The 23,842-nt window shown below is 68.3% G+C and carries 24 protein-coding genes and 1 pseudogene; 22 read left to right on the forward strand and 3 right to left on the reverse strand.

What is annotated here, in order from left to right:
- Positions 1–87: 87 nt before the first annotated feature.
- Complete coding sequence (locus HA630_RS20505) at positions 88–462, forward strand: hypothetical protein (protein ID WP_166837303.1); 375 nt, start codon at positions 88–90, stop codon at positions 460–462.
- A complete protein-coding gene (locus HA630_RS20510) occupies positions 459–1,337 on the forward strand; it encodes a lytic transglycosylase domain-containing protein (protein WP_166837304.1) in 879 nt (292 codons plus the stop codon). The genes HA630_RS20505 and HA630_RS20510 overlap by 4 nt, the downstream gene beginning before the upstream one ends.
- A gap of 3 nt (positions 1,338–1,340) precedes the next feature.
- Here the strand turns inward: HA630_RS20510 and HA630_RS20515 are convergent, their stop codons facing one another.
- Positions 1,341–2,150, reverse strand: coding sequence for a pyruvate, water dikinase regulatory protein (locus HA630_RS20515; RefSeq protein ID WP_166837306.1), 810 nt, complete (start codon positions 2,148–2,150; stop codon positions 1,341–1,343).
- Positions 2,151–2,329: 179 nt separating this feature from the next.
- On the opposite strand from HA630_RS20515, the gene ppsA reads away from it, so the two are divergent.
- The 5 genes from ppsA (at position 2,330) to HA630_RS20540 (ending at position 10,402) form a co-directional block, all read left to right on the forward strand.
- The gene (gene ppsA / locus HA630_RS20520; RefSeq protein ID WP_166837308.1) at positions 2,330–4,723 is read left to right on the forward strand and encodes a phosphoenolpyruvate synthase; all 2,394 of its coding nucleotides are present in this window, start codon (positions 2,330–2,332) and stop codon (positions 4,721–4,723) included.
- Between the two features lie 148 nt (positions 4,724–4,871).
- The gene (locus HA630_RS20525) at positions 4,872–5,069 is read left to right on the forward strand and encodes a hypothetical protein (protein WP_166837310.1); all 198 of its coding nucleotides are present in this window, start codon (positions 4,872–4,874) and stop codon (positions 5,067–5,069) included.
- A gap of 13 nt (positions 5,070–5,082) precedes the next feature.
- On the forward strand, positions 5,083–7,839 hold the full coding sequence (locus tag HA630_RS20530; RefSeq protein ID WP_166837312.1) for a sensor histidine kinase: 2,757 nt from the start codon (positions 5,083–5,085) through the stop codon (positions 7,837–7,839).
- 2 nt (positions 7,840–7,841) lie between these two features.
- A complete protein-coding gene (locus HA630_RS20535; RefSeq protein ID WP_166837314.1) occupies positions 7,842–8,216 on the forward strand; it encodes a response regulator transcription factor in 375 nt (124 codons plus the stop codon).
- A 5-nt stretch (positions 8,217–8,221) separates the two neighbouring features.
- Positions 8,222–10,402 carry an exonuclease domain-containing protein gene (locus HA630_RS20540; protein ID WP_371809310.1) on the forward strand — a complete coding sequence of 727 codons (2,181 nt, stop codon included), beginning with the start codon at positions 8,222–8,224 and terminating at the stop codon, positions 10,400–10,402.
- Positions 10,403–10,414: 12 nt separating this feature from the next.
- Here HA630_RS20540 and HA630_RS20545 read toward each other — a convergent pair whose 3' ends face one another.
- Positions 10,415–11,872, reverse strand: a complete 1,458-nt coding sequence (locus HA630_RS20545; RefSeq protein WP_243855580.1) for a putative nucleotidyltransferase substrate binding domain-containing protein — start codon at positions 11,870–11,872, stop codon at positions 10,415–10,417.
- Between the two features lie 172 nt (positions 11,873–12,044).
- Here HA630_RS20545 and HA630_RS20550 point away from each other — a divergent pair, with 172 nt between their 5' ends.
- The 9 genes from HA630_RS20550 to HA630_RS20590 all read left to right on the forward strand — a co-directional run bounded on the left by HA630_RS20550 (position 12,045) and on the right by HA630_RS20590 (position 17,920).
- Positions 12,045–12,353, forward strand: coding sequence for a hypothetical protein (locus tag HA630_RS20550; protein WP_166837320.1), 309 nt, complete (start codon positions 12,045–12,047; stop codon positions 12,351–12,353).
- Positions 12,353–12,970 carry a tetratricopeptide repeat protein gene (locus HA630_RS20555; RefSeq protein WP_166837322.1) on the forward strand — a complete coding sequence of 206 codons (618 nt, stop codon included), beginning with the start codon at positions 12,353–12,355 and terminating at the stop codon, positions 12,968–12,970. Before HA630_RS20550 ends, HA630_RS20555 begins: the two co-directional genes overlap by 1 nt.
- Positions 12,967–13,269 carry a DUF4212 domain-containing protein gene (locus HA630_RS20560; protein WP_166837324.1) on the forward strand — a complete coding sequence of 101 codons (303 nt, stop codon included), beginning with the start codon at positions 12,967–12,969 and terminating at the stop codon, positions 13,267–13,269. The genes HA630_RS20555 and HA630_RS20560 overlap by 4 nt, the downstream gene beginning before the upstream one ends.
- Entirely contained in the window at positions 13,266–15,338 is a 2,073-nt protein-coding gene (locus tag HA630_RS20565; RefSeq protein ID WP_166837326.1) for a sodium:solute symporter family protein, read from the forward strand. Before HA630_RS20560 ends, HA630_RS20565 begins: the two co-directional genes overlap by 4 nt.
- Before the next feature lie 113 nt (positions 15,339–15,451).
- Positions 15,452–15,817, forward strand: coding sequence for a 30S ribosomal protein S6 (rpsF, locus tag HA630_RS20570; RefSeq protein ID WP_166837328.1), 366 nt, complete (start codon positions 15,452–15,454; stop codon positions 15,815–15,817).
- A 26-nt stretch (positions 15,818–15,843) separates the two neighbouring features.
- Entirely contained in the window at positions 15,844–16,131 is a 288-nt protein-coding gene (gene priB, locus HA630_RS20575) for a primosomal replication protein N (RefSeq protein ID WP_166837330.1), read from the forward strand.
- A gap of 12 nt (positions 16,132–16,143) precedes the next feature.
- On the forward strand, positions 16,144–16,425 hold the full coding sequence (gene rpsR / locus HA630_RS20580; protein ID WP_101050049.1) for a 30S ribosomal protein S18: 282 nt from the start codon (positions 16,144–16,146) through the stop codon (positions 16,423–16,425).
- A 14-nt stretch (positions 16,426–16,439) separates the two neighbouring features.
- Entirely contained in the window at positions 16,440–16,892 is a 453-nt protein-coding gene (rplI, locus tag HA630_RS20585; RefSeq protein ID WP_166837332.1) for a 50S ribosomal protein L9, read from the forward strand.
- Positions 16,893–17,008: 116 nt separating this feature from the next.
- Positions 17,009–17,920, forward strand: coding sequence for an alpha/beta hydrolase (locus HA630_RS20590; protein WP_166837334.1), 912 nt, complete (start codon positions 17,009–17,011; stop codon positions 17,918–17,920).
- 6 nt (positions 17,921–17,926) lie between these two features.
- Here the strand turns inward: HA630_RS20590 and HA630_RS20595 are convergent, their stop codons facing one another.
- On the reverse strand, positions 17,927–18,703 hold the full coding sequence (locus tag HA630_RS20595) for an outer membrane protein assembly factor BamD (protein WP_371809311.1): 777 nt from the start codon (positions 18,701–18,703) through the stop codon (positions 17,927–17,929).
- 81 nt (positions 18,704–18,784) lie between these two features.
- On the opposite strand from HA630_RS20595, the gene HA630_RS20600 reads away from it, so the two are divergent.
- From HA630_RS20600 to HA630_RS20625, 6 genes and pseudogenes are all read left to right on the forward strand, one after another.
- Positions 18,785–19,852, forward strand: coding sequence for an RluA family pseudouridine synthase (locus HA630_RS20600; RefSeq protein ID WP_166837338.1), 1,068 nt, complete (start codon positions 18,785–18,787; stop codon positions 19,850–19,852).
- Positions 19,853–19,949: 97 nt separating this feature from the next.
- Positions 19,950–20,453 (forward strand): annotated as a pseudogene (gene scpB, locus HA630_RS20605) (SMC-Scp complex subunit ScpB); the annotation flags it as partial.
- A gap of 83 nt (positions 20,454–20,536) precedes the next feature.
- On the forward strand, positions 20,537–21,772 hold the full coding sequence (locus HA630_RS20610) for a pseudouridine synthase (RefSeq protein WP_166837342.1): 1,236 nt from the start codon (positions 20,537–20,539) through the stop codon (positions 21,770–21,772).
- Positions 21,773–21,866: 94 nt separating this feature from the next.
- On the forward strand, positions 21,867–22,292 hold the full coding sequence (ndk, locus tag HA630_RS20615) for a nucleoside-diphosphate kinase (RefSeq protein ID WP_101046675.1): 426 nt from the start codon (positions 21,867–21,869) through the stop codon (positions 22,290–22,292).
- A 7-nt stretch (positions 22,293–22,299) separates the two neighbouring features.
- Positions 22,300–23,442: a 23S rRNA (adenine(2503)-C(2))-methyltransferase RlmN gene (rlmN, locus tag HA630_RS20620; RefSeq protein ID WP_166837345.1), complete on the forward strand. Its 1,143-nt coding sequence runs from the start codon at positions 22,300–22,302 to the stop codon at positions 23,440–23,442.
- The coding region (locus HA630_RS20625; protein WP_166837347.1) for a tetratricopeptide repeat protein at positions 23,439–23,842 on the forward strand (404 nt) is incomplete at its 3' end. The genes rlmN and HA630_RS20625, both read left to right, overlap by 4 nt.

The following is a 23,842-nucleotide window of genomic DNA, read 5'->3' on the forward strand; positions in this document are numbered from 1 at the left end:
CACGGCCGGCGGGGTTTTTCTTTGGATTTGTATGAACCCTGGCTTTGCACGAGAATTCGGTATGAGCCACGCACACGAGACGACAACATGGACTGGGGTCTAGAAACCATCTTCATCTTCAACTGGGTCTTTTTGCTGGCCCTGTTTCCGGTGGCGTTTTTCTGGTTGCGCCGGGCCTGGCGCATCCTGGTGCGGCGCGACTTTTCCGAGGTGGCCCTCAAACGCGGTGTGCCGCCCCCGGACGCGGCCCGCTTTGCCCCCTACGAAATGGCCATCAACCTGGTGGGCGGGGTGGTGATCGCCGGTGTGCTGGTGGCGGTGCTGGGCTTTCAGGCCCTGAGCCGCGAGGACTGGATCGCGGTGGCCGGCGTCACCCTGTGGATGAAGCTGTTCGCCTCCTTTGCCCTGAGCCGCCACGCCCACGGCTTCAACCTGGGCCGCAAGAAAGCGCCGAAAACATGACACACCGGGTCCTTTGGGGATGGTGCTGCCTGGCGATCCTGTGCGGATCGGCCTGGGCCACGGCCTTGCCGGACGACGGCCCCCCCGAATGGACCGACGAACCCCCGCGCCTGTCGCGCTGGATCGAAGAGGGCCACCGCGCCCAGCAGCAGCGCGACACGCTGCAGGCCGCCACCCGCTACTGCTCGGCCGCGCGCTACGGCAGTGTGGAGGCCCAGTACCGCCTGGGCCGGCTCTACCTGGAGCGGCGCGACGCGCCGGGCCAGGCCGAGGCGCGTGCCGTGCTGGCCATTGCGGCCCAGCGGGGGCACGAAAAAGCCGCGGCCCTGCTCGGCGACCAGCCCGCCGGCGACGCTTTGCCCGACTGCCTGCTCACCGGCCGCGCGCCCGACTTCGAGGTGCCGCCGCTGGTGGAGCCCGCGGTGCCGACCGAGGTGGTGGAGCGCTACATGCTGGCCCTGCCGCAGGACAAGCGCCGCCACGCCCTGCTGATCCAGCGCCTGGCCCCGCGTTTCGACGTCGACTACCGCCTGGCCCTGGCCATCGCCCGGGCCGAGTCCAACCTCGATCCGCGCGCCCTGTCGCCCAAAAACGCCCAGGGCCTGATGCAGTTGATCCCCGACACCGCGGCCCGTTTCGGCGTGCGCAACGCCTTCGACCCCGAGCAGAACGTGCGCGGTGGCCTGGCCTACCTGCGTTGGTTGCTCGAGCGCTTCAACGGCAACGTGGCGCTGGCCTCGGCCGCCTACAACGCCGGCGAAGGTGCGGTGGACCGCCACGGTGGCGTGCCCCCCTACGCCGAAACCCGCGAGTACGTGCAGCGCATCCTGCACTTTTACCGCTCGCCGGTGCACGCCCGCCCCGGCGCCTTGTGAGGCTCACTCCAGGTTCAGGTCCTGGCGGATGATGGTGGCGATCTCCTCGATCGACTTGGTGGTGGTCGAGAGCGTGCGGATGCCGGCGCGCCGCATCATGGCCTCGGCCTCGTTCACCTCGTAGCGGCAGTTCTGAATGCTGGCGTAGCGCGAATGGGGTTTGCGCTCGTTGCGGATCTCGCTGAGGCGCTCCGGCTGGATGGTCAGGCCAAACAGTTTCTTCTTGAACGGCACCAGCGCCGGCGGCAGTTGGCGGCGTTCAAAGTCCTCCGGAATCAGCGGGTAGTTCGACGCCTTCAGCCCGAACTGCATCGCCAGGTAGAGCGAGGTCGGCGTCTTGCCGCTGCGGCTCACCCCCACCAGGATCACGTCCGACTGCTCCAGGTTCTCGTGGGTCTGGCCGTCGTCGTGCTCCAGGGTGAAGTTGATGGCTTCGATGCGGTCGTGGTATTCCTGGCTTTTCGACACGTCGGAAAACCGGCCCACCCGGTGGTTGGACTTGATGCCCAGTTCCTGCTCCAGCGGCGAGATGAAGGTGCCGAACATGTCGATCAGCATGCCCTTGCACTCGGCGCGCAGCACCGCCAGCACCTCCATGTTCACCACCGTGGTGAACACCAGCGGGCGGGTGCCGTCCACCTCGGCGGCGTGGTTGATCTGGCGCACCGCCTGGTAAGCGTGGTCCACGTCGTCCACAAACGGAAGGCGCACCCGCTTGGGGGCGATTTCAAACTGCGCCAGGATGGCCTTGGCAAAGGTCTCGGCGGTGATGCCGGTGCCGTCGGAGATGAAGAATGCGGTGCGGTGGGGCATCGTGAAAATTTGTCAAATGTGGCGCCGGCGCGGCAAAGACCGCAGACGCCCAAAAGCCGAGGTTCTACAATGCCCCATTATCCCGATTCAACGCCCGGCCCGGGTCGCTGCCCACAACAGAACAACCATGTGGCGGTCCGCGCGGGGTGTCCCCGGTTTTTTAACCTTGGAGCTTCACCATGTCTCAACTGTTCAGTCCGACCGCGTTGGTCGTGCCGTTCGAACAACTTCGCATGACCGACGTCGAGTCGGTCGGTGGCAAGAACGCCAGCCTGGGCGAAATGATTTCGCAACTCCCGCAAGGCGTGCGCGTGCCCACCGGCTTCGCCACAACGGCCCACGCCTTCCGTGAATTCCTCAAGGCCGACGGTCTGGACGAGCGCATCCACGCCAAACTGGCGGCGCTGGACACCGAAGACGTGCGGGCCCTGGCCCAGGTGGGCGCCGAAATCCGCGCCATGGTGGAGGCCCAGCCCTTCCCGGCCGATCTGGAAAAAGCCATCCACGACGCCTACGACACCCTCAACGCCGGCAGCGCCACCGCGACCTACGCCGTGCGGTCGTCGGCCACCGCCGAAGACCTGCCCGACGCGTCCTTCGCCGGTCAACAGGAAACCTTCCTCAACGTGCATGGCATCGAAGAAATCCTGCACAAAATCAAGGAAGTGTTCGCCAGCCTGTACAACGACCGCGCCATCAGCTACCGGGTGCACAAGGGCTTCACCCACGCCGAGGTGGCGCTCTCTGCCGGCATCCAGCGCATGGTGCGTTCCGACCTGGGCGCCGCCGGCGTGATGTTCACCATCGACACCGAAAGCGGTTTTGAAGACGTGGTCTTCATCACCAGCAGCTACGGCCTGGGCGAAACCGTGGTGCAGGGCGCGGTGAACCCGGACGAGTTCTACGTCCACAAGCCCATGCTGAAGGCCGGCAAGCAGGCGCTGATCCGCCGCAACCTGGGGTCCAAGCTGATCGAAATGGTGTTCAGCACCCCGGAAGAAAAAGCCGCCACCAAGAAGCTGGTGAAAACCGTCGACGTGCCGGTGGAACTGCGCAACCGCTACAGCCTGACCGACGCCGACGTGCTGGAACTGGCCCGCTATGCGATGGTCATTGAGCAGCACTACGGCCGCCCGATGGACATCGAGTGGGGCAAGGACGGCAACGACGGCCAGCTCTACATCCTGCAGGCCCGCCCCGAAACGGTGAAGAGCCAGGCCGCCGGCCAGGTGGAAATGCGCTACAAGCTCAAGGGCCAGGGCGCGGTGCTGGCCTCGGGCCGCGCCATCGGCCAGAAGATCGGCACCGGCCCGGTGCGCCTGGTGCACAACATCAGCGAAATGGACAAGGTGCAGCCCGGCGATGTGCTGGTCACCGACATGACCGACCCCAACTGGGAACCGGTGATGAAGCGCGCCTCGGCAATCGTCACCAACCGGGGCGGCCGCACCTGCCACGCCGCCATCATCGCGCGCGAACTGGGCATTCCGGCGGTGGTGGGTTGTGGCGACGCCACCGAAAAGCTGAAAGACGGCACCCTGGTGACCGTGAGCTGCGCCGAAGGCGACACCGGCAACATCTACGATGGCCTGCTGGAAACCGAAGTGACCGAGGTCCAGCGTGGCGCCATGCCCGAGCTGGACGTCAAGATCATGATGAACGTGGGCAACCCGCAGCTGGCCTTTGACTTTGCCCAGATTCCCAACGGCGGCGTCGGCCTGGCGCGCCTGGAATTCATCATCAACAACAACATTGGTGTGCACCCCAAGGCCATCCTGGACTACCCGCAGGTGGACCCGGACCTGAAGAAGGCGGTGGAGTCGGTGGCCCGTGGTCATGCGTCACCGCGCGCCTTCTACGTGGACAAGGTGGCCGAAGGCGTGGCGACCATCGCCGCGGCCTTCTGGCCCAAACCGGTGATCGTGCGCCTGAGCGACTTCAAGAGCAACGAGTACCGCAAGCTGGTCGGCGGCAGCCGCTACGAGCCGGACGAAGAAAACCCGATGCTGGGTTTCCGCGGCGCGGCGCGCTACATCAGCGACGACTTCGGCGAGGCCTTTGCCATGGAGTGCGAGGCGCTCAAGCGCGTGCGAGAAGACATGGGCTTGACCAACGTGCAGGTGATGGTGCCCTTTGTGCGCACCCTCAAGCAGGCCGAGCGCGTGGTGGACCTGCTTGCCAAGTTCGGCCTGAAGCGCGGCGAGAACGATCTCAAGCTCATCATGATGTGCGAGATCCCGAGCAACGCCATCCTGGCCACGCAGTACCTGCAGTTCTTCGACGGTTTCTCCATCGGCTCGAACGACCTGACCCAGCTCACCCTGGGCCTGGACCGCGACTCCGGTTTGGAGCTGCTGGCGCACGACTTCGACGAGCGCGACCCGGCGGTCACGGCGCTCATCAGCCAGGCGATCCAGGCCTGCCGCGCCCAGGGCAAGTACATTGGCATCTGCGGCCAAGGCCCCAGCGACCACCCCGACTTCGCCCAGTGGCTCAAGGACGAGGGCATCAGCTCCATCTCCCTGAACCCGGACAGCGTGGTCGAGACCTGGCAGCAGCTCGCCGGTCGCTGAGCGCGTTGCCGCTTGGCGCATGAACCCAGCGGCCTGCACGGGCCCCTGGGTTTTTTTGCGTGCGTGGGTAAGTGCGAGGTAAGCGCCCCGGGCGCACAATAGGGGTGTGAGTGGCTGCGCGCCGCGCACCCGGAGGAGACATGCCCACATGAACCAGACGCTGGTCTCGCAACGGCTGCTGGCCCTGTTTCTGGCCTGCGGCCTGCTGTTCAACTTTCCGCTCATCGCCCTGTGGGACCATGGGGTGCGCTGGTTTGGCCTGCCGCTGTTCCCGCTGGCCCTCTTCGTGCTCTGGGCCGCCCTGATCGGGGTGCTGGCCTGGCTGGTCGAGCGGGCCCCCGACTGATCCCGGTTTGCCCATGTCGCCGCTGCTGGTCGTCACCGCCTCGTTCGCCTACCTGCTCACGCTGTTTGCGGTGGCCTACTACGGCGACTGGCGGGCCGCGCGCGGGCGCTCGATCATCGGCAGCCCCTGGGTTTATGCCCTGTCCATGGCGGTGTACTGCACCGCCTGGACCTATTTCGGCAGTGTCGGCCGCGCCGCCAGCTCGGGCATCTGGTTCCTGCCCATCTACCTGGGCCCCATGCTGGCCATGACCCTGGCCTGGCTGGTGGTGCGCAAGATGGTGCGCATCGCCAAAACCTACCGCATCACCTCCATCGCGGACTTCATTTCCAGCCGCTACGGCAAGAGCCCGGTGCTGGCCGGGCTGGTCACGTTGATCACCGTCGTCGGCATCGTGCCCTACATCGCGCTGCAGCTCAAGGGCATTTCGGTGGGCTACGCGGTGCTCACCACCCCGCTGGGCCAGCCCCTGGGCGGCGCCGGCGTCTGGTGGCAGGACAGCACCTTGTACCTGGCGCTGGCGCTGGCCGGCTTCACCATGGTGTTCGGCGCCCGCCACCTCGACAGCACCGAACGGCACGAGGGCATGGTCGCCGCGATCGCCTTCGAGTCGCTGGTCAAGCTGCTGGCCTTTGTGGCGGTGGGCCTGTTCGTCACTTATGGCTTGTTCAACGGCCTGGGCGACATCGCGGCCCAGGCCCTGGCCGTGCCCGAACTGGCCGGCCTGCTGCGCCTGGGCGACAGCCAGACCTTTCCCTACGCGCAATGGTTCGGCATGACGCTGCTGGCCATGTTTTCGGTGGTGCTGCTGCCGCGCCAGTTCCAGGTGATGGTGGTGGAAAACGTGGACGAACGCCACCTCAAGCGCGCGGCGTGGGTGTTTCCGCTCTACCTCTGGGCCATCAACCTGTTTGTGCTGCCCATTGCCCTGGGCGGCTTGCTGTACTTCGGCGCCGGCACGGTCAACCCGGAAACCTTTGTGCTGTCGCTGCCGCTGGCGCAGGGCCAGCACGCGCTGGCGCTGCTGGCCTTCATTGGCGGCTTGTCGGCGGCCACCGGCATGGTGATCGTGGAGGCCATCGCCGTTTCCACCATGGTGTGCAACGACCTGGTGATGCCGGTGTTGCTGCGCACCCAGCGCTGGATGCACGCCCAGGGCCGCGACCTGACCCGCCTGCTGCTGCACATCCGGCGCAGCGCCATCCTGCTCATCCTGCTGCTGGGCTACCTCTACTACCACCTGGCCGGCGAGGCCTACGCGCTGGTCAGCATCGGGCTCATCAGCTTTGCGGCGGTGGCCCAGTTCGCGCCGGCGCTGTTCGGCGGCATGTACTGGAAGGGCGGCACCCGCCAGGGCGCTCTGGCCGGGCTGGTGCTGGGCTTTGCGCTCTGGGCCTACACGCTCATGTTGCCGTCGCTGGCCAAGTCGGGCTGGCTGGCCGATGGCTTTCTGGTGGACGGCCTGTGGGGGCTGGCCCTGCTGCGGCCCGAGCAGTTCCTGGGTCTGCAGGGCCTGGACAGCCTGACGCATTCGCTGTTCTGGAGCCTGCTGTTCAACGCCGGGGCCTACATCGCCGTGTCGCTGTGGCGGCTGCCTTCGGCGCACGAAACCAGCCAGGCGGTGCTGTTCGTGGACGTGTTCGACCGCACCGCCACCGCGCGCCCGGTGTTCTGGCGCGGTCAGGCCAGCGTGAGCGAACTGCTGCCCCTGGCCGAACGCTTCTTGGGCGTGCAGCGGGCCCGGGCCAGCTTCCAGCGTTACGCTCAGCAGCAGGGGCTGAGCCACCTGTCGCAGTTGCAGGCTGACGCCCGGCTGGTGCAGTTTGTGGAGACCCTGCTGGCCGGGGCCATCGGCAGCGCGTCGGCGCGGGTCATGGTGGCGTCGGTCGTCAAGGAAGATTCGCTGGACCTCGACGACGTCATGCGCATCCTCGACGAGGCCACCCAGTTGCGCATCCATTCGCAGGCGCTGGAAGACAAGTCGCGCTCGCTGGAGCTGGCCACGGCCGAACTGCGCGCCGCCAACGAACAGCTCAAGAGCCTGGACCGGCTCAAGGACGATTTCATGTCCTCGGTGACGCACGAATTGCGCACGCCCTTGACCTCGATCAGGGCCTTGTCGGAGCTGATGCGCGACGATCCGCAAATGGAGACGGAACAGCGACAGCAATTCCTCGGCATTGTGGTGGCCGAGACCGAGCGCCTGAGCCGGCTGGTCAACCAGGTGCTGGACATGGCCAAGATCGAGTCCGGCCACGCCGAATGGCACAACTCGGACCTGGACCTGGCCGCCCTGGTGCGCCAGTGTGCCCAGACCACCGCCGAGTTGCTGCGCGAACGCGGCGCCCAGCTGCGGCTGGAACTGCCCGAGGCCCCGGTGACGGTGCGCGCCGACGCCGACCGCCTGACCCAGGTGATGCTCAACCTGATTTCCAACGCGGCCAAGTTCGTGCCGGCGGGACGGGGGCAGGTCACGGTGCGCCTGGGCACCGACGCCACGGGCGCCACGGTGGAGGTGCAGGACAACGGCCCGGGCGTGCCGCCCGAGCAGCAGCAACTGGTGTTCGAGAAATTCCGCCAGGGCGGTGACCACCTCAACCGCCCGCAGGGCACCGGCCTGGGGCTGCCCATCAGCCGGCAGATCGTGGAACATTTTGGCGGGCGCATGTGGCTGCGCTCGCTGCCGGGGCAGGGGGCCTGTTTTGGCTTTTCCTTGCCGTTCGACCCGCCCGCCGGCCCCGTGCCGCCGGGCCCAGACACTGGAGAGTAGGCATGACCGCCACGCTATTGATCGCCGACGACGAACCCAACATCCTGATTTCGCTGGAGTTTTTGATGAAGCGCGAGGGCTACCAGGTGCGGCTGGCGCGCGACGGGCAGGAGGCCATCGACGCCATCCTGGCCGACCCGCCCGACCTGGTGCTGCTGGACGTGATGATGCCGCGCAAGACCGGCTTTGACGTGTGCCAGGAAGTGCGGGCCAACGAGCGCGTCAAGGACACCCGCATCCTGATGCTGACCGCCAAGGGGCGCGACACCGACGTGGCCAAGGGCTTGGCCCTGGGTGTCAACGCCTACATGACCAAGCCCTTTTCCACCAAGGAGCTGGTGGACAAGGTGCGCGAACTGCTGGAGCCGCAGGGGTGAGTGGGGTGCAGAAGACCGACCGGCGGCTGTGGTGGTTGCTGGGCGCGGCGGCGCTGCTGTCGCTGGGCTGGCTGCTGGCCACGCTGGGGCTGCTGCGCGCCACCCTGGCGCCCGAGGCGCGCGCGGCGGTCTGGGCCCTGCTGGGTGACCGGCTGGCCCTGGTCGGGCTGACCTGGGCCGCCGGTATGGCCGGCATCGCCTGGGCGCTGCAGCGCTGGTTCGCGCACTGGATCACCCCGTCGGTGCAACTGGCCGAAGAAGCCCAGGTGCTGCTGCGGACCGACGTGGTGCGCGAACTGCCGCCCAAGGGCAGCCCGGAAACCCGGGCCCTGGCCGCGCTGTTCAACCAGTTGGTGGCCCAGCGCGAAGACCTGCGCCGCCAGATGGACGCCAAGGTGCGCGAGGCGGCCCAGGGCATCGAACAGGAAAAGTCGCGGTTGGCCGCGCTCATGTCCGAGCTGACCCAGAGCGTGGTGGTCTGCAACCTGGACGGCCGCATCCTGCTCTACAACAACCGCGCCCGCATGCAGTTCCGCGCCCTGTCGCAGGCGCCGCGGCTGGCCGATGGCGCCGAGCTGATCGGGCTGGGCCGCTCGATCTACACCGTGTTCGACCGCAAGTTGGTGGCCCATGCCCTCGAAAGCGTGCAGCAGCGCCTGCGCCGCGGGGCGGCCAACCCGGCGGCACAGTTCGTCACCACCACCCGCGCCGGCCAGCTGCTGCGGGTGCAGATGGCGCCGGTGCGCCAGGTCGGCAGCGACGCGGCCGAGGCCCAGACCCTGGCCGGCTTTGTGCTCATGCTGGACAACATCACCCGCGACTTCGAGGAAGAGGCCGCCCGCGACCAGTTGCTGTTGGGGCTGACCGAGGGCAGCCGTTCCTCGCTGGCCAACATCCAGGCCGCGGTGGAAATGCTGGATTACCCCGACCTCGAACCCGCCATGCGCGAACGCTTTTTGGGCGTGGTGCGCGACGAGGTGCGCGCCATGGGCGAGCGCGTGCAGCGCTTGGTCGACGACGCCTCCGACGGCCTCAAGACCCGCTGGCCGATGGAGGACATGCTCGGCGCCGACCTGGTGCTGGCGGCGGGCCAGCGCATCACCGAGGTCTGCGGGCTGCCGGTCAACCCCGGCGAGGTCGATGGCGGGCTCTGGTTGCGCGTCGAGAGCTTCTCGCTGATGCAGGCGCTGGTCTACCTCAGCGCCCGGCTGCACGACGAGTTCGCGGTGCGCTACGTGCGCCTGCGCCTGCAGCCGGCCGGGGCCGGCCAGCACAAGGCCCTGCTCGATTTGGCCTGGAGCGGCCAGGCCATGAGCACCGAAACCGTGATGGGCTGGGAAATGGACCCCATGCGGGTGGGCGGTGAGGCCTCGGCCCTGTCGGTGCGCGACGTGGTCGAGCGCCACGGCGGCGCCTTCTGGTTCGAGCGCGACCGCGCCAGCCACCAGGCTTTTTTCCGCTTCCTGTTGCCCACCGCACAGCCCCAGGAGCAGATGGACGCGGCCCAGTTCGTGCGCACCGACAGCCGCCCCGAGTACTACGATTTCGACCTGTTCCGCCCCACGGCCCGCACCCAGGCGCTGGAAGACCTGCCCCTGACCGCCCTGGCCTACACCGTGTTCGACACCGAAACCACCGGCCTCAACCCCTCGCAGGGCGACGAGATCATCCAGATCGGGGCCACCCGCATCGTCAACGGCAAGCTGCTGCGCCAGGAAAGCTTCGAGCAACTGGTGGACCCGGGCAGGCCCATCCCCGCGGCCTCCATCCCCATTCACGGCATCACCCCCGAGATGGTGCGCGGCCAGCCCGGCATCCTGGAGGTGCTGCCTGCCTTCCACGCCTTTGCGCAGGACACCGTGCTGGTGGCCCACAACGCCGCCTTCGACATGCGCTTCCTGCAGCTCAAGGAAAAGGCCACCGGCCTGGCCTTCGACCAGCCGGTGCTGGACACGCTGCTGCTGTCGGCCCTGATCCACCCGCACCAGGACTCGCACCGGCTGGAGGCGATCGCCGAACGCTTCAACGTCACCGTCATCGGGCGCCACACCGCCATGGGCGACGCCATGGTCACGGCCGAGGTGTTCCTCAAGCTCATCCCGCTGCTGGCGGAAAAGGGCATCCACACCCTGGGCCAGGCGCGCACCGCGGCCGAGCGCACCTACTACGCCCGGCTCAAGTACTGAGGGCGCGGCCGCTCAGCGCGCGGTGGGGTAGCGCGAGGCCAGCACCGACTGCAGGCCCTTGACCACCGCGAACGCGTCCTTCAGGTGGCCGCGCTCGAAGTTGGACAGCTCGTCCGGCCGCAGGTGGTTGTCGGCGGCGTGTCCGTCCGACATGCGGCGCGCCTGGTGCTGCAGGCGCAGCGTGCTCAGGTACTCCAGCGCGTCGAGCAGGTCGCGCACCCGCTGTTCGCTGATCTCGCCGCTGGCCGCGGCGTTTTCCAACCGGTCCTTGGTGTTCACCGCCGGCGAGCCCGCCGCCAGCGCATAGACCCGCGCCAGGTCGATGATGGGCACGATGCCGGTGTGTTTGAGGTCGAGGGTGCCGTCGTGTTCGCCGCCCTTGATCAGCGACAGGTTGCCCAGCCAGTTCAGGGGCGGTTGGTGCGTCAGCGCGTTGCCCACCATGTGCGCCAGGAAAATCTGCTCGCTGCGGCTGCGCTGCAGCACCTCGGCGCGCAGGGTGTCGAGCAGTTCGCGCTTGCCGTAGACGAAGCGCTGGTCGAAGAAGACGCAGGTCAGCATCAGCGCCTTCGGGTCGGGTTGGTCGATCCAGCGGTGGAAGTACTGGCGCCATTTCTGCAGCGGCTGGCGCCACTGGTCGGTCATGGCCATCATCTCGCCCGGGCAGTAGACGTAGCCGCAGGCGTCCAGCCCGTCGCAGACGAAGCGGGACAGTTCGCGGAAGTAGGCGCCGTGGCGGGCCTCGTCGTAGGCGTCGTCCAGCACCAGGCAGTTGTCCTGGTCGGACTTGGCGGTCTGTTCGTTGCGCCCCTGCGAACCGGCGGCCACCCAGGCGTAGTCCACCGGCGCGGGGCCCAGCTGCAGTTCGCCCAGCTGCAGCAGGCGCGAGGTCAGCGCGTCGGTGATGGCCGAGACGATGTGCCCGGTGCTGTAGGCGCTGGCCTCGGCCGCCGCCAGGTTCTGCTGCAGCTGCTTGATGCGGGCGCTGGTCTCCACCAGCCCGGCCACGGTGGTTTGCTTGTAGACCGCGCCGGCCAGGTACACCGCCGAGTTGCTCTGCTGCTCGGTCAGGTCGGTGCTGGTGATCATGCCGGCGACCCGGCCTTGCTCCATCACCGGGACGTGGTGGATGTTGTGCCGCGCCATCAGCAGCAGGGCGTCGAAGGCGTGGCTCTGCAGGTCAATGGTCATGGGCGCCAGCGTGGCGATCTCCACGATCGGGCGGGCCGTGTCCAGACCGGCGGCCACGACGCGGTTGCGCAGGTCGCGGTCGGTGATCAGGCCGAACAGCACCCCGTCCTGCACGATCAGCACCGACGACACCCGCTGGTCGCGCATGGTCTGCGCCGCTTCTCGGATGGGGGTCTGGGGCGGCAGCACCACCGGCGCACGCTTGACCAAGGTGTTCACCGGGGTGGTGATCAGGTTGACGTAGTTGTCGGCGCTGCGGGGCTGGGGCTGTTCGGGCATGGGGCGTGGCGGTGGCTGGGGATGTCCCATCCTACACGCCCGGCCGGGGGGCGGGTTTGTGCCGCGTCAAGGTGTGGGCGGGCCGTGCGGGTTAGTCCGGGGGCGCGCGGGGCGGACCGCAGCGCCGGGGCGGTTAAGCTCGGAGGGTTCTCAGGTTGGATGGTTTGTGCCCATGTTGTTGTTCGTCACCGCCGCCAAATTGCTGGCCGAAATCGCGTTGATGTCGCTGCTGGGCCGCTGGGCGTTGCAGGCGTGGTTGCACCGCCTGCGCCCCACGGGCGGCGGTCCCAATGTGTTCGTCTGGGTGCTCGACACCTTGTGTCGCCCGTGGCTGACCGCCGCGGGCTGGATTTCGCCGCGCTGGGTGTTGCGCCAGCACCGGGCGCTGGTGGCGTTCCTGGTGCTGCTGCTGCTGTGGGCCGCGGTCACGGTGGCCAAGATCGTGCTGTGCCTGGACCTGGGGGTGCAAACGTGCCGTTGATGCCGCCGTTTGCCGCCGGCTGGCACGACCGCGGCGTGGCCCGCGCCTGGCTCTGGACCGGCCGCCTGGCCCGCCTGTGCGGGGCGGTGGGCTGGAGCCGGCGCTGTTTCTGGCGGGCCGTGCAGCGCTGCCCCGGCGCTGCCGTGGCGCTGGCCTCGCTGGCGCACGAACGGGCGGCGGCAGGGCAGGGCCGGGCCGCCCGGGGCTGGCAGCGCCGCGCGGTCGCCGCGGCCCCGCAGGTGGCCGCGCACCACTACAACCTGGGCTATTTGCTGGAGCAGGCCGGCCGGCCGGCCGCCGCCGAAGCCGCCTTCCGTCAGGCCCTGCAGCGCGCCCCGGCGCTGGACCTGGCCTGGTACGGCCTGGGCCTGGTGCTGCAGCGCCAGGGGCGCCTGGCCGAGGCCCGGGCCGCCCTGACCGAAAACACCCGGCTGCAGCCGTTCAGCCCGCACGGCTGGGTGGCCCTGGCCACGGTGTGCCGCGAACAGGGGCAGCAGGCCGAGGCCGACCGCCTCGTCGCCCACCTGCACGGCTTCGAGCCCCAGGTGGCGCGTCGCCTGCGCCAGGCCTGGCACGGCGACACAGCCCAGGCCGTTCCCGGACGAGGTGCCGCATGAGCCCCCTGCCCACGCCCACCGCCCGCCCGGCCGATCCGCAGCGCGTGCGCCGCTACTGGCGAGCCAACCTGCGGCTCACGGCGCTGCTGCTGTGTGTCTGGTTCGGGGTGACCTTCGGCGTCAGCTTCTTTGCCCGGGAGCTGGATTTCCGCTTTTTCGGCTGGCCCTTCAGTTTCTGGGTCGCCGCCCAGGGCGCCCTGCTCATGTACGGCCTCATCATCGCGTTCTACGCTTGGTACATGAACCGGCTGGACGACCGCATGGCCGCGGCCGAGCGCGACGGAGCGGGCCCGCCATGAGTGCGGCCGCCGACCGCCTGCTGCGCCGCCAGCTGGACCGGGTGTATCTCTGGTACACCGGCTGCTTTCTGCTGTTCGTCGTCGCCCTGGCCGTGCTGGAACAGTGGGGACTGTCGCGCCAGTGGATCGGCATGATTTTTCTGTTGTCCACCATCGGCCTGTACGCCTGCATCGGCATCCTCAGTCGCACCATCGACCCGGTGGAGTACTACGTCGCCGGGCGGCGGGTGCCGGCGTTCTACAACGGCATGGCCACGGGCGCCGACTGGATGTCGGCGGCCTCCTTCATCGGGCTGGCCGGCACCCTGTACGTGCAGGGCTACAGCGGCCTGGCCTTCGTCATGGGCTGGACTGGGGGGTACTGTCTGGTGGCGCTGTTGCTGGCTCCCTACCTGCGCAGCTACGGCCAGTTCACCATTCCCGACTTTCTGGGTGAGCGCTACGGTGGCCACTGGCCGCGCCTGATCGGCATCGCGGCCGCCATCCTGTGTTCCTTCATTTACGTGGTGGCGCAGATTTACGGGGTGGGCCTCATCACCTCGCGCCTGACCGGGCTGGCCTTCGAGGTGGGGGTCTTCCTCGGGCTGGGCGGCATCCTGATCTGCTCTTTTCTGGGGGGCATGCGCGCCGTCACCTGGACCCAGGTGGCCCAGTACACCGTGCTGATTTTGGCCTACCTGCTGCCGGTGGTGTGGCTGTCGGTCAAGCAGACCGGCGTGCCGGTGCCGCAACTGGTCTATGGCGTGCAGCTCGAAAAAATCACCGAACGCGAAGCGGAACTGACCCACGACCGCGCCGAAGGGCAGGTGCGTCTCATTTACCAGCACCAGGCCGGGGTGCTGCGCGAAAAGCTCAAAGACCCGGCTGCGGCGCTGCGCTACGACCGCGCCCTGGCCGAAGCCTACCTGGAGGCGCTGCGCGAATTCAACGGCCTGGCGTCCGAGATCGCCGAGGCCGAGAAGGAACTGTCGCGCTTGCCGCGCGACGTGGCCACGGCCCGCGCGCTGTGGAGCCAGCAACTGGCCGAGGCCGAGGCCAAGTCGCGCCCGCTCAATGGCATGCTGCCGCACGCCCAGCAGTTCGCCGGTGACCCCCACGGCACCCCGGCCGAGCAGGTGGAGTTCCAGACCTCGCGGCGCAACTTCCTGGCCCTGGTGTTCTGCCTCATGGTGGGCACCGCGGCCTTGCCCCACATCCTGATGCGCTACTACACCGTGCCCGATGTGAAGCAGGCGCGGCGCTCGGTCACCTGGTCGCTGCTGTTCATCAGCCTGTTGTACTTCACCGCGCCGGCGCTGGCGGTGCTGGTCAAGTTCGAGGTCTTCAACCTGCTGGTGGGCACCTCCTTCGACCAGCTGCCGGCCTGGGTGGCGGCCTGGAACAAGGTGGACCCGGCGCTGCTGAGCGTGCGCGACGTGAACCGCGACGGCATCCTGCAGCTCAACGAAATTTCCATCGGGGTGGACATCATCGTGCTGGCCACCGCCGAAATCGCCGGGCTGCCCTATGTCATCGCCGGGCTGGTGGCCGCCGGGGGGCTGGCTGCCGCTCTGTCCACCGCCGACGGCCTGCTGCTGACCATTGCCAACGCCCTGAGCCACGACCTGTACTACAAGATGATCGACCCCAACGCCGCCACCGCCCGGCGCGTCACCATCTCCAAGGTGCTGCTGCTGGTGGTGGCGTTGTCGGCGGCCTACGTGGCGGCGCAGAAGCCGGCCGACATCCTGTTCCTGGTGTCGGCGGCGTTTTCCTTCGCGGCCGCGGCCTTTTTCCCGGCACTGGTGCTGGGCATTTTCTGGAAGCGGGCCACCGGTACCGCGGCGGTGCTGGGCATGCTCAGCGGCCTGGGCGTGACCTTCTACTACATGGCGACGACCCAGCCCTGGCTGCGTTCGGTGTTCGGCACCACCACCCCAGTGGAGTTGTGGTGGGGCATCCAACCGATTTCGGCCGGCGTGTTTGGCGTGCCGGTGGGGTTCGCGGTCATGGTCGTGGTTAGCCTGCTGACGCCGCGTCCGGCCCCGGCGGTGGACGCGCTGGTGGACCGCATCCGCTGGCCGGTCTGAAGCCGCGACGCCGGCCGGTTTGCCACGCCGCGCGCCCGGGTGTTAGAATTGCGGGCTTACCTTGCTGCACCCCTGTTGACGCGGGGGGCAGCTTTCATCCAAAAGGAGAGTCTATGCGTCATTATGAAATCGTCATGCTGATCCACCCGGATCAGAGCGAGCAAGTGCCGGCCATGCTGGAGCGCTACAAGGGCATGATCACCGCCGGCGGTGGCCAGATCCACCGCGTGGAGGACTGGGGCCGCCGCCAGCTGGCTTACCAGATCAACAAGCTGTCCAAGGCCCACTACCTGTGCCTGAACATCGAGTCCGACCAGTCCGTGGTGGCCGAACTCGAGCACGCTTTCCGCTTCAACGATGCCGTTCTGCGCCACATGACCGTGCAGAAGAAGAAGGCCGAGACCACCCCGTCTTCGATGATGAAGGCCGTGGAGCGTGAAGAGGCTCGCAAGGCACAGCAGCAGGAAACCGCGGCCTGATCGCTGCGGGTGAGGTTCCACCCCCGGTGAACCGTTTGGTGTTGTCGGCGTCGCTGGTCGAAATGGCCCGCCCACGCTACACGCCGGCCGGCATTCCTGCGGTCGATGTGCAACTCGCACACGAATCCGAGCAAGAGGAAAGCGGCCAGGTTCGCAAGGTGGTGCTGCAGCTCAGGGCCATCGCGTTCGGCACCCTGGCCGAGCGCCTGATGCGCCAACCCCTGGGGGTGAGCCTGCATGCACAGGGGTTCCTGACCAACACCCGCAACGGCAAAGGCGTTGTGTTCCACATTCAAGATTTCAAGCCGATTTAAGGAAGCACCATCATGGCTGCACCCAAGCGTTTCAACAAAGACAAGCGCCCCAAGCGCAACACCCAATCGCTGCTGTTCAAGCGCAAGAAGTTCTGCCGCTTCACCGTGGCCGGCGTGGAAGAGGTCGACTACAAAGACGTGGACGTTCTGCGTGACTTCATCGCCGAAAACGGCAAGATCATCCCCGCCCGCCTGACCGGCACCCGCGCCATCTACCAGCGCCAGGTGACCACCGCCATCAAGCGCGCCCGTTTCCTGGCCATGCTGCCGTACAGCGACCAGCACCGCGTCTGATAGGAGCGAACACCATGCAAATCATCCTGCTCGACAAAGTTGTCAACCTCGGTAACCTCGGCGACATCGTCAAGGTCAAAGACGGTTACGCCCGCAACTTCCTGATCCCCGGTGGCCGCGCCCGCCGCGCGACCCAGTCCGCCGTGGCCGAATTCGAAGCCCGCCGCGCCGAGCTGGAAAAAGCCGCTGCTGCCAAGCTGGCCGAAGCCCAGGCCCTGGGCGAGAAGCTCAACGGCTTCACCGTCAAGCTGAGCCAGAAGGCCGGCGTGGACGGTCGCCTGTTCGGCTCCGTCACCAACCACGACATCGCCGACGAACTGGTCAAGCAAGGCTTTGCCGTGACCAAGGCCCAGGTGCGCATGCCCAACGGCCTGCTGAAGAACGTGGGCGACTACACCGTCTCCGTCGGTCTGCACACCGACGTGGTGGTGGACGTGAACGTGTCCGTGCTGGGCGAGTCCGCTTGAGCACGCGCTTCCCACGCGCTTGAAAAAACCGGTCCAAGTGGCCGGTTTTTTTGTGCCCGCCGTCCGGCCTGGCCGGCGTGTTGAAACCGAAGCGCCGCGGGCTGCGTAGTGTTGAAATGGCCATCCATTCCCCTGCTTGCCCCGATCCCCTCAAACCGCGCCGGCGTGGCCTGCGCCTGGCCCTGGCCGCGGCGCTCGCCCCCCTGCTACAGGCGTGCTCCCCGCTGCGCGTGATCAACGCGTTGACACCGTCGGACACCCACACCGTGCAGCGCGGCGTGCCCTACGGCGACGGCGAACGGCAGCAACTCGACATCTACCGGCCGGCCCAGCCCGCCCCACACGCGCCCGTGGCCCTGTTTTTCTATGGCGGCAGCTGGAGCAGCGGCTCGCGGGCCGACTACACCTTTGTCGGCGAGGCACTGGCCTCGCAAGGCATCGTCACCCTGGTGGCCGACTACGGCCTGAGTCCCGCGGTGCGTTACCCCGGTTTTCTGCAGGACTGCGCCCTGGCGGTGGACTGGGCGCTGGCGCGGCTGCCCGACTGGGGCGGCCGCTCGCTCTGCCTGGTGGGGCACAGCGCCGGGGCCTACAACGCGGCCATGCTGGCGCTGGACCCGCGCTGGCTGGCGGGGGTGGGTCGCCACCCATCGGCCTTGAGCGCCTGGGTCGGCCTGGCCGGGCCGTACGACTTTCTGCCCATCGGCATGCCCGAGGTGCAAACCGCTTTTCACTGGCCGGACACGCCGCCGGACAGCCAGCCGCTGTTCCACGCGCGACGGCTGCAAGCGGCGCCGCCCGCGCTGTTGCTGGCGGCCCGTCAGGATGTGCTGGTGAACCCGCAGCGCAACAGCGTGGCGCTGGCGCAGGCCCTGGAAGCGCAGGGTGTGGCCGTGGAACTGGCCCTGCTGGACCGTTTGAGCCACGCCACCCTGGTGGGGGCGCTGGCCAAACCCCTGCGTGGGCTGGCGCCGGTTCTGCCCCGGGTGGCCGGTTTCATCCGGGCCAGGGCACAGCCGCTGGCCTGACCCCGCTCACCAGAGCTTCCACCACGGGCCGTTGTCGCGTGGCGCGGCCCCGCTCAGGTAGGGGCTTTGCGGGAAGTTGGTTTCCAGCACGCGGCGCGCGTCGGCGGCCTGGCTGTCCATCTTCAGCGCCTCGTAGGACTTCATCAGGACGAACAGCGCTTCTTCGCCGGCGGGCACGCCCCGGTACTCGGCCAGGGCCAGCTGGGCGCGGTTGATCGCGGCCACGTAGGCCCCGCGGTTGTAGTAGTAACGCGCCACGTGCACCTCGGACTGGGCCAGCGAGTTGACGATGTACGTCATGCGCAGGCGGGCGTCGGGGGCGTAGCGGGAATCGGGGAAGCGCTCGGCCAGTTCCTTGAAGGCGTCGAACGAGACCTTGGCGGCCTTTTGGTCGCGCTCCGACAGGTCTTGCCGCGAAATGAAGCCGAACAGCCCCAGGTTGTCGTTGAAGTTGACGATGCCCTTGAGGTACAGCGCGTAGTCCAGTGCCGGGCTGGCCGGGTGCAGCTTCATGAAGCGGTCCAGCGTGCCGATGGCCTGGGCCTGCTCACCCGCCTTGTAGTGGGCGTAGGCTTTTTCCAGCTGGGCCTGCTGGGCCAGCGGCGTGCCGGCGGCGCGGCCTTCGAGCTTCTCGAACAGCTGCACCGCCTTTTCGTGGTTGCCGCTGTTGCGCTCGTCCATCGCTTCGGCGTAGAGCTTGTTGGGGCTCCAGCCCGCGGTTTCGTCGACCGGCTTGGAGGTGGCGCAGCCACCGAGGATCACGGCTGCTACCGCCAGGGACATCAGGCGGCGCCCGGGGGTTACAGCGGATAATCGGTTGAAAAACATCGTGCGTACACCTTTGCGGCTGCAGGAACAGCGGATTTGACTTCAGAAATTATATCGGTCCCCCCCATCGGGGGCGCACTGCATCCGGGGGCGTCCCCCGAGGCGCCGCCAGCGCCCGACGCACTGCTGGATGACCCGGACACCGCGCCCGAGCAGCGGGCCTTTGCGGTGCCGGTGGCCGAGCACGGGCTGCGCATCGACAAGGTGCTGGCACTGCACGCGCCCGAGTTTTCGCGGGGCTATTTCCAGCAGTTGCTGGAGGCGGGCGGCGTCTGGCTCAATGGCGCGGTGTGTGCCAAGCCATCGGCCAAGGTCAAGGCCGGGGACGCGGTGCGGGCCGAGCTGCGCCCGACGGCCCAGGCCAGCGCCTTCGTGGCCGAGCCGATGGCGCTGCAGGTCGTCCACGAAGACGAGCACCTGTTGGTGATCGACAAGCCCGCCGGTCTGGTGGTGCACCCGGCCGCCGGGCACTGGCAGGGCACGTTGCTCAATGGCTTGCTGGCCCACCACGCCGGTGCGGCGCACCTGCCCCGGGCCGGCATCGTGCACCGGCTGGACAAGGACACCAGCGGCCTGATGTTGGTGGCCAAGTCGCAGGTGGCGGTGGACGCCCTGGTGCGCCAGATCGCCGCGCGCGAGGTGCACCGCGTCTACCTGGCGCTGGCCCACGGCCATTGGCGCGGCGAGGGCGAGCGCTGGGTGGACCAACCCATTGGCCGCGACCCGCGCAACCGCCTGCGCATGGCGGTGCACCCCGCGGGCAGCACGGCGGCCAAGGACGCGCAGACGCGGGTGCGCCTGCTGGACGCCGCGCCGCCCTGGCTGCTGGTCGGCTGCAAGCTGCACACCGGGCGCACCCACCAGATCCGGGTGCACATGGCCTGGCTGGGGCACCCGCTGCTGGCCGACGGGCTGTACGGCGGCGCACCGGCCCTCGGTCTGACGCGCCAGGCGCTGCACGCCCACCGGTTGGCGCTGCGGCACCCGGTCAGCGGCCAGCCGCTGCTGTTCCACCGCCCGCTGCCGCCCGACATGGCGCAGGCGGTCGAAACCGCGGGTCTGCATTACAATCCCACTCTGCTGTGGCCGGTAGACCTGCCCTGACACCCTCCGTTGCGGGCGCCACGCCCCCACCGTCCCACCTTCCATGGCCCGGAGGTGGTCGACCCCGCCGGCCAGTTGTACCCTCGGACCCACGACCATGAACACCGCGGATGCGCGACGCATCCTCGAAACCGCCCTCATTTGCGCGCCCGAACCGCTGTCGCTGCGCGAGCTCTCGACCCTGTTTGACGGCGCGGTTGGGCACGACACCCTGCGCACCCTGCTGGCCGAACTGCAGCGGGCCTGGACCGGCCGCGGGGTGGAACTGGTGTGCCTGTCCAGTGGTTGGCGCTTCCAGAGCCGCCCGGAAATGCGGCCCTTCCTCGACCGCCTGCACCCCGAAAAGCCGCCCAAGTACAGCCGCGCGGTGCTGGAAACCCTGGCCATCATCGCCTACCGCCAGCCGGTGACCCGGGGCGACATGGAAGACATCCGCGGCGTGACCATCAACTCCACCATCCTCAAACAACTGGAAGACAGGGGGTGGGTGGAGGTGATCGGCCACCGCGACACCGTGGGCCGCCCCGGCCTGTACGCCACCACCCGCCAGTTTCTGGACGACCTGGGCCTGGCTTCGCTCGACGCCCTGCCGCCGCTGGACGGCGACGACCTGTTGCCCCCGGCGCTCGACACGCTGGCCTTCGGCGACGACACTTTCCCCCATTCCTCTTCGACCGCACCGCCATGAACGACCTCCCCGACACCGACCCCACTCTGCCCGAAGGGCCTGCCGGCACCGAGCGCCCCATGGCCGGCACGGTGTCCGCGCCCGACGAGGCGCTGTTCGCACAGGTCGTCTCCGGCGAATTCGACGCGCAGCAGTCGGTCGAGGCACCGCCCGTGGGCAAGCGGGTGCTGCAGCCCCAGGCCGACGCGCCCAAGCTGCACAAGGTGCTGGCCCAGGCCGGCCTGGGTTCCCGTCTGGAAATGGAACAGATGATTCTCGAGGGCCGCATTTCGGTCAACGGCGAACCGGCCCACGTCGGCCAGCGCATCCAGTACGGCGATTCCATCAAGGTCAACGGCAAGCCGATCCGGGTGCGCATCGCGCCGCCGCCGCCGCGCGTGCTGGCCTACCACAAGCCCGCTGGCGAGGTGGTGACCCACGACGACCCGCAAAACCGCCCCACCGTGTTCCGCCGCCTGCCGCGCCTGTACAGCGGCAAGTGGCAGTCGGTCGGCCGGCTCGACCTGAACACCGAAGGCCTGCTGCTGTTCACCGACTCCGGCGAACTGGCCAACAAGCTGATGCACCCGCGTTTCGGCCTGCAGCGCGAGTACGCCGTGCGCGTGTTGGGGGCCCTGAGCAACGACGAGAAAGACCGCCTGCTCGAAGGCGTGCGCCTGGACGACGGCATGGCCCAGTTCCAGAGCATCGAAGACGGCGGCGGCGACGGCGCCAACTGCTGGTACCGCGTCACCATCGCCGAGGGCCGCAACCGCGAGGTGCGCCGCATGTTCGAGGCGGTGGGGCACGCCGTCAGCCGGCTGATCCGCATCCGCTATGGCGCCGTCATGTTGCCGCGCGGCCTGCGCCGCGGCGTGTGGATGGAGCTGGACCACCGCGACATCGAGCGCCTGACCTCGGCCGCGGGCATGGTCACGCCGAGCGAGGCCGCCGCGGCCCGCCCGGCACGTCCCGCGCCGCGCAACCCGTCGCGCCGCAAAGGGCAGGGGCCACGCCCGAGCGCGCCCAAGCTGGTGGACGGGCCGCCGGTGCCGCGCCACCCCGGCGCCAAACGGCCGATGCGGCTCGGGGCCGAGGGCGAGGGCGGTCAGCCCGACCCGATGAAAACCTCCTACGGTTACATCGGCGCCGACGCCCAGCCCCCGCGCGGCCGACCCGGTGGGGGCGCCGGCGGCCCGCGCCGGGGTGGCCCCGGCGGCAGCCGCGGGCGCAAGCCCGGCCGTGGCGGCTGAGGCCATGCCACCCTGGTTCTTCAAGCCATTGCGCGCAGGTTAAAATCAAGAGCTTTGCTGACCGTTTCGTTTTATCAACCCTCCTGGACTTTTCATGGCCCTCGAACGCACCCTCTCCATCATCAAACCCGACGCCGTTGCCAAGAACGTGATCGGCCAGATCTACAGCCGCTTTGAAGCCGCTGGCCTGAAGATCGCCGCCGCCAAGCTGGTGCACCTGTCCCGCGCCGAAGCCGAGCAGTTTTACGCCGTGCACAAAGAGCGCCCGTTCTTCAAGGACCTGGTGGACTTCATGGTCTCCGGCCCGGTCATGATCCAGGTGCTGGAAGGCGAAGGCGCCATCGCCAAGAACCGCGACCTGATGGGCGCCACCGACCCGAAGAAGGCCGCTCCGGGTACCATCCGCGCCGACTTCGCCGACAGCATCGACGCCAACGCCGTGCACGGCTCCGACGCCGCCGAAACCGCTGCCGTGGAAGTGTCGTTCTTCTTCCCCGGTATGAACGTTTACGCACGTTGATCATGCGATGACGGCCAATTTGCTCGATTTCGACCTCGACGGGTTGGCCGCCTTCTGTGAGCGGCTCGGAGAAAAGCGCTTCCGGGCCGTCCAGCTGTTCCGCTGGATCCACCAGAAAGGCGTGGCCCGTTTCGAGGACATGACCGACCTGGCGCGCAGCCTGCGGGAAAAGCTCCCCGGCGTGTGCGAAGTGCGCAGCCTGCCGGTGCTGACGCAGCAGGCATCCGCCGACGGCACCATCAAGTGGCTGTTCGACGTGGGCGATGGCAACGCCGTCGAAACCGTGTTCATTCCCGAAGACGACCGCGGTACGCTGTGCGTGTCGTCGCAAGCCGGGTGCGCCGTGGGCTGCCGTTTCTGCTCCACCGGCCACCAGGGTTTCAGCCGCAACCTGAGCACCGGCGAGATCGTCGCGCAGCTCTGGTACGCCGAGCATTTTCTGCGCAAGCAATTCAACACCCAGGAACGCGTCATCTCCAACGTGGTGATGATGGGCATGGGCGAGCCGCTGCAGAACTACAACGCCTTGCTGCCGGCCCTGCGCACGATGCTGGACGACCACGGCTACGGCCTGTCGCGCCGCCGCGTGACCGTCTCCACCTCCGGCGTGGTGCCGATGATGGACCGCCTGAGCCAGGACTGCCCGGTGGCCCTGGCCGTGTCGCTGCATGCGCCCAACGACGCGCTGCGCGACCACCTGGTGCCGTTGAACCGCAAGTACCCGCTGGCCGAGCTGATGGACGCCTGCCTGCGCTACCTGCCGCACGCGCCGCGCGACTTCATCACCTTCGAGTACTGCATGCTGGCTGGCGTGAACGACCAGCTCGAACACGCGCAGCAGCTCATCGACCTGGTGCGCGGCCACGCCGGGCGTGGCGTGCCGTGCAAGTTCAACCTGATTCCGTTCAACCCCTTTCCCGAGTCGGGGCTGACCTGTTCGGCCAAGCCGGTGGTCAAGGCCTTTGCCGAGCGGCTGAGCGCGGCCGGCATCGTCACCACGGTGCGCAAGACGCGCGGCGACGACATCGACGCCGCCTGCGGCCAGCTCGCGGGCGATGTGCTCGACCGCACCAACGCCGCCGCGCGGTTGGCGCAGCGGCGCACCCAGGTCGAGCACCGCGTGGTCTGGTCTTCCAAGGAGTCCTCATGAGATGGCATGGCTGGCTGGCGGGCCTGTGCGCCCTGGTGTTGCTGACCGCCTGCGCCGGGGGCGGCGCGGTGCGTTCCAGCGGCCCCGGCCGTGACCTGGTGACCGAATCCGACGAGCCGCTGGCGCGCAAACGCGCCCGGGTGCGGCTGGAGCTGGCCGCCGGCTACTTCGAGCAGGGCCAGATGCCGGTGGCACTGGACGAAGTCAAACAGGCCCTGCAGATCGACCCCGGCTACGCCGATGCCTACAACCTGCGCGCCCTGATTTACATGCGGCTGAACGAGCCGCGCCTGGCCGAGGACAGTTTCGCGCAGGCGCTGCGCCTGGCGCCGCGCGACGGCGACACCCTGCACAACCTGGGCTGGATGTACTGCCAGGACGGGCGCCACGCCGACGCCAC

The sequence above is a fragment of the Aquabacterium sp. A08 genome, assembly GCF_011742065.1.

What these genes read in the sequence shown, in the direction of transcription:
- HA630_RS20505 (WP_166837303.1), top strand. Translation starts at nt 88, where the DNA reads ATGGACTGGGGTCTAGAAACCATCTTCATCTTCAACTGGGTCTTTTTG.
- HA630_RS20510 (WP_166837304.1), top strand. Translation starts at nt 459, where the DNA reads ATGACACACCGGGTCCTTTGGGGATGGTGCTGCCTGGCGATCCTGTGC.
- HA630_RS20515 (WP_166837306.1), bottom strand. Translation starts at nt 2,150, where the DNA reads ATGCCCCACCGCACCGCATTCTTCATCTCCGACGGCACCGGCATCACC.
- ppsA (WP_166837308.1), top strand. Translation starts at nt 2,330, where the DNA reads ATGTCTCAACTGTTCAGTCCGACCGCGTTGGTCGTGCCGTTCGAACAA.
- HA630_RS20525 (WP_166837310.1), top strand. Translation starts at nt 4,872, where the DNA reads ATGAACCAGACGCTGGTCTCGCAACGGCTGCTGGCCCTGTTTCTGGCC.
- HA630_RS20530 (WP_166837312.1), top strand. Translation starts at nt 5,083, where the DNA reads ATGTCGCCGCTGCTGGTCGTCACCGCCTCGTTCGCCTACCTGCTCACG.
- HA630_RS20535 (WP_166837314.1), top strand. Translation starts at nt 7,842, where the DNA reads ATGACCGCCACGCTATTGATCGCCGACGACGAACCCAACATCCTGATT.
- HA630_RS20545 (WP_243855580.1), bottom strand. Translation starts at nt 11,872, where the DNA reads ATGCCCGAACAGCCCCAGCCCCGCAGCGCCGACAACTACGTCAACCTG.
- HA630_RS20550 (WP_166837320.1), top strand. Translation starts at nt 12,045, where the DNA reads ATGTTGTTGTTCGTCACCGCCGCCAAATTGCTGGCCGAAATCGCGTTG.
- HA630_RS20555 (WP_166837322.1), top strand. Translation starts at nt 12,353, where the DNA reads ATGCCGCCGTTTGCCGCCGGCTGGCACGACCGCGGCGTGGCCCGCGCC.
- HA630_RS20560 (WP_166837324.1), top strand. Translation starts at nt 12,967, where the DNA reads ATGAGCCCCCTGCCCACGCCCACCGCCCGCCCGGCCGATCCGCAGCGC.
- HA630_RS20565 (WP_166837326.1), top strand. Translation starts at nt 13,266, where the DNA reads ATGAGTGCGGCCGCCGACCGCCTGCTGCGCCGCCAGCTGGACCGGGTG.
- rpsF (WP_166837328.1), top strand. Translation starts at nt 15,452, where the DNA reads ATGCGTCATTATGAAATCGTCATGCTGATCCACCCGGATCAGAGCGAG.
- rpsR (WP_101050049.1), top strand. Translation starts at nt 16,144, where the DNA reads ATGGCTGCACCCAAGCGTTTCAACAAAGACAAGCGCCCCAAGCGCAAC.
- rplI (WP_166837332.1), top strand. Translation starts at nt 16,440, where the DNA reads ATGCAAATCATCCTGCTCGACAAAGTTGTCAACCTCGGTAACCTCGGC.
- HA630_RS20590 (WP_166837334.1), top strand. Translation starts at nt 17,009, where the DNA reads ATGGCCATCCATTCCCCTGCTTGCCCCGATCCCCTCAAACCGCGCCGG.
- HA630_RS20595 (WP_371809311.1), bottom strand. Translation starts at nt 18,703, where the DNA reads ATGTCCCTGGCGGTAGCAGCCGTGATCCTCGGTGGCTGCGCCACCTCC.
- HA630_RS20610 (WP_166837342.1), top strand. Translation starts at nt 20,537, where the DNA reads ATGAACGACCTCCCCGACACCGACCCCACTCTGCCCGAAGGGCCTGCC.
- ndk (WP_101046675.1), top strand. Translation starts at nt 21,867, where the DNA reads ATGGCCCTCGAACGCACCCTCTCCATCATCAAACCCGACGCCGTTGCC.
- rlmN (WP_166837345.1), top strand. Translation starts at nt 22,300, where the DNA reads ATGACGGCCAATTTGCTCGATTTCGACCTCGACGGGTTGGCCGCCTTC.